This is a genomic window from Aminobacter sp. MET-1, assembly GCF_026521175.1.
GTDB lineage: Bacteria > Pseudomonadota > Alphaproteobacteria > Rhizobiales > Rhizobiaceae > Aminobacter.
The window spans coordinates 1-6,904 of record NZ_JAMSHL010000046.1; the positions used below are offsets into that span (position 1 = coordinate 1).

Sequence of the window (6,904 nt, forward strand, 5' to 3'; positions counted from 1 at the left end):
CCGTTCGGAGTCGTGACCGTGGTCGTGCCTTCGGCGGCGACCGCATGTTCATTGCCGCCGATGGTCACCGACGTCACCTTGGCGCCATCGGCGCCGGGCGTGTCATTGTCCATCACGTTGCCGCCGATCGCAGCACCACCCTCGACAACCGAGATGGCCTTGTCGTCGACGGCCAGCGGAACGTCGTCAACGATCTCGATCGTGATGCTGGCCGGCGCCGATGATGCCTTGCCGTCCGAAACCACAAGCGTGAAGCGATCCGTCTCGTCCGCTCCGGGCACGTCGGTGGTGGCCCCGGTCAACTCGTAGCGGTAGGTAGCAACGCCTGTCACCGGATCGTAGCCGGTAATCGTCAGGGTGCCATGCTGACCATCAAAGGTCTGGCCGACGAGATCGGCAATGCTGACCGTCTTGCCATTGATGGTCAGCGTCTTGAGATCGCTCAACCCATCCGGATCGGACAGTTTGAAGGTGCCGGTGGCAAACTCGCTAGCCGCGCCGGCATTCGAGCCCCCTTCATCCAGGCCCGCCTCGTGAACGATACCGGAGCCACCGCCGATCCCCGGCGCTATGTCGATGGAAGGTGCCCTGTTGATGCGATCGCCAATGGTCAGCTCTTCGCCGTCATATTGCGGGAAGGCCAGCGCGGTCGGGGGCAGAAGCATGGAAAGGTCGAAGCCGTCGCCGATGCCGCCGGCCGGCAGTTCGAAATTGCCGCCGGAGCTGTTGGCCCCGCCTGCGTTGGCCGAGATCGAGCCGTCGGCGCCGAAGGCGACGTTGATGCCGCCGGCTTCAAGCGCGGCGATCAGGGCAACGCGCGGAACCTCGACATCGCCGAGCAGGAAGGTCGGCACGTTGGAGGCGGCATCCTTGATGACGATGACGCTGCCGTCGGCCTGTTCGAGAACGAGGTTGTCGCCGTCGACCTTAATGTTGTCGATCGAGACGTTGGCCGGCAGGTGTACGACGTTGGAGGCGTCGGCGACATATTCGGCCTGTGTCGGCTGGGCGGGGGCGGCAGCCTGAGGCTGCGGGGTCTGGACAGGCTGGCCGGAGCCGGCGTCTACGGGAACCGGATCGGCTGCGGGCTGCTGCGCCTGCGCCAGAATCTGCTCACCGCCATCAGCGGTACGGTTGTCGGCTGCCGAAGCGCCCTCGAGCGCACCCTTGACGTTCTCGAACTCAACACTGGTGGTCATCGCCTGATCCCCTGCCTAATTGGCCAGACAGAACAAGGCGCACGCTATGTTTGCAACCGGGGCGGCCAGCCTGCTATATAGCTTGATATGCGGGATGATCTATTTTTTTAAGTTGGTAAACTTTATATGCATAACATATTATGCATTTTAGTCTTTCACTTCATATTTAGCAGCAAACCAATCAACGAATGGTTGAGATCCCGGCGATTCATTTACCGAACCACGTTCGCGGCGAGGAAAACCCAGAGGAAATCCCGCCTCGGTCCGGCTACGAGCTGACCGCTTCCTTGCCATAGGTACTGGTGCGACGCTTCAGCCAGGCGCCAAGCTGCTCCATGTAGAGATAGAGTACAGGCGTGACGAACAAGGTCAATGTCTGCGACACGACAAGACCGCCGACCACGGCGACACCGAGCGGCTGGCGCAGCTCGGCGCTGGCGCCGGCACCGAGTGCAATCGGCAGGGTGCTCATCAGGGCCGCAAACGTCGTCATCATGATCGGACGGAACCGCATCAGGCAGGCCTTGTGGATAGCCTCGCCCGCCGCCATGCCCTCACGCTGCAGGGTCAGCGCCACGTCGATCATCATGATCGCATTCTTCTTGACGATGCCGATCAGCATCAAGAGCCCGATGACGGCGATGACCGAGAGATCGAAGCCGAAAAGCGACAGCGACAACAACGCACCCACCGCCGCGGCCGGCAGGCCCGAAAGGATGGTCAACGGGTGGACGAAGCTCTCATAGAGCATGCCGAGCACGACATATATGGTCAGGATGGCGCCGAGGATCAGTAGCCCCTGGTTCGCAGCGGCATCCTGGAAGGTCTTGGCCGTCCCGTAATAGCTTGTCGTGACGTTCTGCGGCATGCCGATGTCGCCCTTCAGCTTGTCGATCCGGGCGATGCTGTCGCCAAGCGCCACACCATCGGGCAGGTTGTAGGACACCGTCACCGAAGGCAGCTGGCCCAGCTGGTTGACGGTCAGCGCCCCGACATTGCGCTCGATATGGGAGAAGGCGCCGAGCGGGATCAGCGTGCCGTTGGCACCCGGCACCTCGATGCGCGCCATGCGCTCGGGCGTCCAGTCGACATGGGGATCAAGCTCCATGATCACGTCATAGCTGTCGGACGGCGTGTAGATCGTCGACACCTGCTGGGTACCGAAACCGCCATAGAGGGTCGAGCGCAGCACGTCATTGGTGATGCCGAGCGACGCGGCCTTGTCCTTGTCGATGACCAGCCGTGCCTGCAGCGCCTTGTTCTGCAGATCCGAGGTGACGTCGGTGAAGAAGGCCCTGTCGGCGACCATCGCGTCGGTGAGCTTCTGGGCCCACTGGTTCATCAGGTCCTCGTTGAGGCTCTGAACGACGAGCTGATACTGGCTGGCGGAACCGCGGGCGCCGACGGAGAGGTTCTGGATCGGCGCCATGAAGGTCTGGACGCCGGCGATCTTGGCCAGCTGGGGCCGGAACTCCGACAGGATCTGCTGCAACGGCGGCCGCGCGGCCTTCGGCTTCAGCTCGACGAACAGCCGCGCCGAGTTCATGGCGCCAGACCCGCCACCGCCGCTACCGACCGTGCTGGCCACATGGGCCACATAGGGCGACTTGGCAAAGACATCGGCGACCTGCGCCTGGAGCGCACTCATGGCACCGAAGGAAATGTCCTCGCGGGCCAGCGTGGTGACCTGAAGCTGGCCGATATCCTCGAGCGGGAAGAAGCCTTTCGGCATGGTGCGCAGCTGGTAGACGGTCAAGCCGACCGAGCAGAGGAAAATTGCAAAGACGACTACGTGGAAGCGGAAGCAGACCTTGAGCAGGCTGTCATAACCACGGAGCACGGCGTCGAAGCCGCGCTCGAGCGCGCGGCCGACCCGGCCCTCGCCTTGCGAGGCGATGGGCAGGCGCGCGGCGAGCATCGGCGTCAGCGTCAGGGACACAAAGGTCGAGGCCAGGATGGCGACAACGACAACGACTGCAAATTCATAGAAGATCTTGCCTATGACGCCGCCCATGAGCAGCACCGGGATGAAGACGGCAACCAGCGACAGCGAGATCGCGATGATGGTGAAGCCAATCTCGCGCGAGCCCTTGATCGCCGCCTCGAAGGGACTTTCACCCTCTTCCTCGATGTGGCGGACGATGTTTTCCAGCATGACGATGGCGTCGTCGACAACGAGGCCAACCGAAAGCGTGAGCGCCATCAACGAAATGTTGTCGATGGAAAAGCCGAACAGATACATGACGCCGAAGGTGGCAATCAGCGAGATCGGCACGGCAAGTGCTGGAATGACGGTTGCCCAGACCCGGCGCAGGAAGATGAAGATGACCAGCGTGACGAGCGCAATGGTCAACGCCAGCGTGAACTGGACGTCGCTGACGGCCGCGCGAATGGAGGCGGCACGGTCGTTCAGTGTTTCAAGCGAAGCCGCAGCGGGCAGCTCTGCGCGGAACGTCGGCAGCATGGCCATGACGCGATCTACGACGGCCACGGTGTTGGCGTCGGGCTGGCGCTGGATGGCGAGCACAATGGCGCGCGTACCGTCATACCAGCTTGCCGATTGAAGATTGGCGACCGAGTCGATCACCCGCGTGACATCGCCGAGCCGGACAGGCTTGCCGTCCTTGCTCGAGATGATGAGGTTCGAGAACGCGGCGGCATTGTCGAGCTGGGTGTCAGCGACGATCGTCAGCTGCTGCTGGCTGCTCTGTAATGTTCCGAGCGGCGAGTTGGCGTTTGCCGAAGCTATCGCGGCCGCCAACTGGCTGGTGGAGATGCCCTTGGCGGCAAGCGCGTCGGCATCGACCTGGATGCGGACCGCATATTGCTGGCTGCCGTAGATCGACACCTGCGCCACGCCCTCCAGCGTCGACAGCGTCGGCGAAATGACCTGCTGGGAAAATGCGTCGAGGTCGGTCATCGGCACGACGTCGCTCTTCAACGCAAGCAGCAGGATCGGCGCATCGGCCGGATTGACCTTCCTGTAGCTCGGCGGCGACGGCATGTCGGCGGGCAAGGCGCGCGCCGACCGAGCAATCGCCGCCTGCACGTCGGCCGCTGCCGCGTCGATGTCGCGGTCGAGCACGAACTGGATCGATATCGATGTCGAGCCGAGCGAATTGGTGGTGGAGATGCTGTCGATGCCGGCGATGGTGGCGAATTGCTTGATCAGCGGCGTGGCGACCGAGGTCGCCATGGTGTCAGGTGACGCACCCGGCAGACTGGCCGAAACGTTGATGACGGGGAAATCGGCCCGCGGCAGCGCCGCCACCGGCAACTTGCTGTAGGCAAACAGGCCGGCAAGCACCAAGGACAGCGACATCAGCAGCGTCGCGATCGGTCGCCGGATACAGAATTCGGAGATGTTCATCGCCGACCCCTGGCTATTGCGCAATCTTCCGCGCCGGTTTCTGCGGGGAGGTGAAAGACGCAGGCTGGACGGGAGACGCCGACGTCCCGTTGGCCTCCGCAACCGTCGGCTGGACCTTGATGCCGGGCTTGAGACGCAACTGCCCCTCGGTCACGACCTGGTCGCCGGCGGCCAGGCCCGAGACGATCGCCGACAAGTTGCCTTCACTCGCCGCCACCTGCACCGGCCGCGCCTCGATGGTGTTGTCGGGGCGAACAAGATAGACGAACTGGCCGTTCTGGCCGGGCTGCAGCGCGACCGTCGGGATCAAGGTGGTGTCGTTCAGCTGCCCCTGGTCGATCTCGACATCGACATATTGCCCAGGCCACAGCGCCATCTGCTCGTTGGCGAACGCCGCCCGCATGGCGATCGTGCCCGACGTCATGTCGACGGCGGAATCGATGAAGTCCATCACGCCGGTCGCAAGCACATCGGTGCTCGCGCTCCTGAGCGCCTTGACGGTGGGAGCCTCGCCGGCATCAAGCAGCTTCTTGAAGGTCGGCAGATTGGCCTCGGGCAGATGGAAGACAACTTCGATCGGGTCGACCTGGGTGATGGAGACCAGGGCATTTGCCGCGCTGGGCGCCGAGGCCGAACCGCCGACGATGTCGCCGAGCGCCACCTGAACTGCGCCGAGGCGGCCGCTGATCGGGGCTGTGATGCTGGTATAGCTTAGCTGGACCTGGTCGGCATCGACGGTCGCCTGGTCACCGGCAACGGTCGCCTGCGCTGCCTGCTGGGCGGCAAGGGCTTCATCATAAGCCTGCTGGGTGCCAGCCTGCTTGCTGGCAAGATCCTTGGCGCGGTTCATGTCGGCGGTGGCGCTGACCAGCAGGGCGTTGTCCTTGGCAAGGATCGCCTGGTCGCGGGCGAGCTGCGCCCGCAGCGCCCGGTCATCGAGCGAGAACAAGATATCGCCGGCCTTGACCATCTGGCCGTCCTTGACGTGGATAGCGGTGATCTGGCTGGAGATGCGCGCGCCCACCTCGACGACGGCAGGGGATTGCACGTTGCCGAAGGCACTGACAACGACCGGGAATGTACCCTTCTGGGCCGGTGCAACGGCCACCGCGATGGCCCCTCCTCCGTGTCCGCCACTGCGGGCAGTGTCGGTGGCAGGCCGCGATGATGAACCGACACTCGCCATGGCGTCGGTAACGTAGCGCCAGGCGACATTGCCCGCGCCCGACACCGCCAGCAAGACGACCGCCAGCACCAGCGCCACGGCGCCCAGGAAGGTGGATCGGAACTTCGTCATTACGCCGCTCCATCGACAAACCGCTGCGAGACTAGCCGTTGCCTTAAAAAAGGGAAGGCCCGGCCCCCGCAGAGTGAAGCGGCTCCGCCTGCCAATGATCGGCTTCAGCCGGAACAGCTACCGGCATCGGGACCTTCGCATCCTCTTTTGCCGGTGGCACCCGCATCTTCATCTGCTTGAGCATGTAGGAAAATGGCCGGTCCCGGCGAGCAAAATCGTCAATGGTTACCAAGATTTAATTTCGTTCGGCCGCCTCGCGGCCCATGAAACGAACACCTGCATCAGCCTCACGCGAGAGGTGTCCGGCATTTGATCCAGGACAAGGAAAGCTGCCCTCGACCGGGCTAGCGATAATGAGCGGCCATTCCCGCACGCGCCGGAGGACACGACCATGGGCATATCGGCTCTCGAGAGCTGGAAAGTTTGGCATTCGGCAGTCCTCGCTTACCGGGACTGTAAGCAACGTTACGCAGTGATGAAAGAAGTCGATGCGTTCGGACAAGAAGAGGGCAGCCTTATTATTGGCGAATGTGGGTCGAACGGGACCGAGTTGCGGTCGGCAATGGACTACGCATTTGCGTCGCGGGTGTATCTGCCGGAGGCAATGCGGTCGCTGGGCGTAGATGCCGACACGTTTGAGGCCAGCAACGCCAGTTGGCATCGCTCGCTCCGCCGGACATGCATGCTCTGTGCAGAACGCCGGCGTTGTGAAACGGCACTGGCCGCGGGTGCGTTTGAAGCGGCTTACCGAGACTTTTGCGCAAACGGCGCGGATCTGGCGGCGCTGTCATCCGGGAAGAGCGTTGCCCCGCGCTGACAACTGTCGCTTGGTCGTCAGGCTCTTTGTTGACGGGACGTTTGGTTCGACGGGTATCTGGGGGGCTGGTGGTTGAGCTTTTGTCTGGGATCGCGGGGAGGCGGGCGCCGCTGAACGGGGCGCGTGGCAATTTGCGGGCCGTGTTTTTTTTGTTGTGCGGTGTTTTGCTGTCGTGTCTGGCTGGTGTGTGATGTGATCTTGGCGTTGATTTTGTCGTGGCG

Annotated in this window: 5 protein-coding genes; 1 reads left to right on the forward strand and 4 read right to left on the reverse strand. The window is 63.1% G+C overall.

The genetic code is table 11. The annotated features are described in order from the left end of the window. From NDO48_RS28785 to NDO48_RS28795, 3 genes are all read right to left on the reverse strand, one after another. Nucleotides 1–1,199: hypothetical protein (locus tag NDO48_RS28785; protein ID WP_267322867.1), on the reverse strand; the 1,199-nt coding region annotated here is incomplete at its 3' end. Nucleotides 1,200–1,467: 268 nt separating this feature from the next. Continuing rightward, nucleotides 1,468–4,569: an efflux RND transporter permease subunit gene (locus tag NDO48_RS28790; protein ID WP_267322868.1), complete on the reverse strand. Its 3,102-nt coding sequence runs from the start codon at nucleotides 4,567–4,569 to the stop codon at nucleotides 1,468–1,470. A gap of 13 nt (nucleotides 4,570–4,582) precedes the next feature. Next, entirely contained in the window at nucleotides 4,583–5,866 is a 1,284-nt protein-coding gene (locus tag NDO48_RS28795; RefSeq protein ID WP_018430692.1) for an efflux RND transporter periplasmic adaptor subunit, read from the reverse strand. A gap of 391 nt (nucleotides 5,867–6,257) precedes the next feature. Between NDO48_RS28795 and NDO48_RS28800 the strand changes: the two genes are divergently transcribed. Then, entirely contained in the window at nucleotides 6,258–6,683 is a 426-nt protein-coding gene (locus tag NDO48_RS28800; RefSeq protein ID WP_018430690.1) for a hypothetical protein, read from the forward strand. A 17-nt stretch (nucleotides 6,684–6,700) separates the two neighbouring features. On the opposite strand, the gene NDO48_RS28805 is transcribed toward NDO48_RS28800, so the two are convergent. Further along, nucleotides 6,701–6,904, reverse strand: a 204-nt coding sequence (locus NDO48_RS28805) for a hypothetical protein (protein WP_267322869.1), incomplete at its 5' end; no start/stop codon positions are given.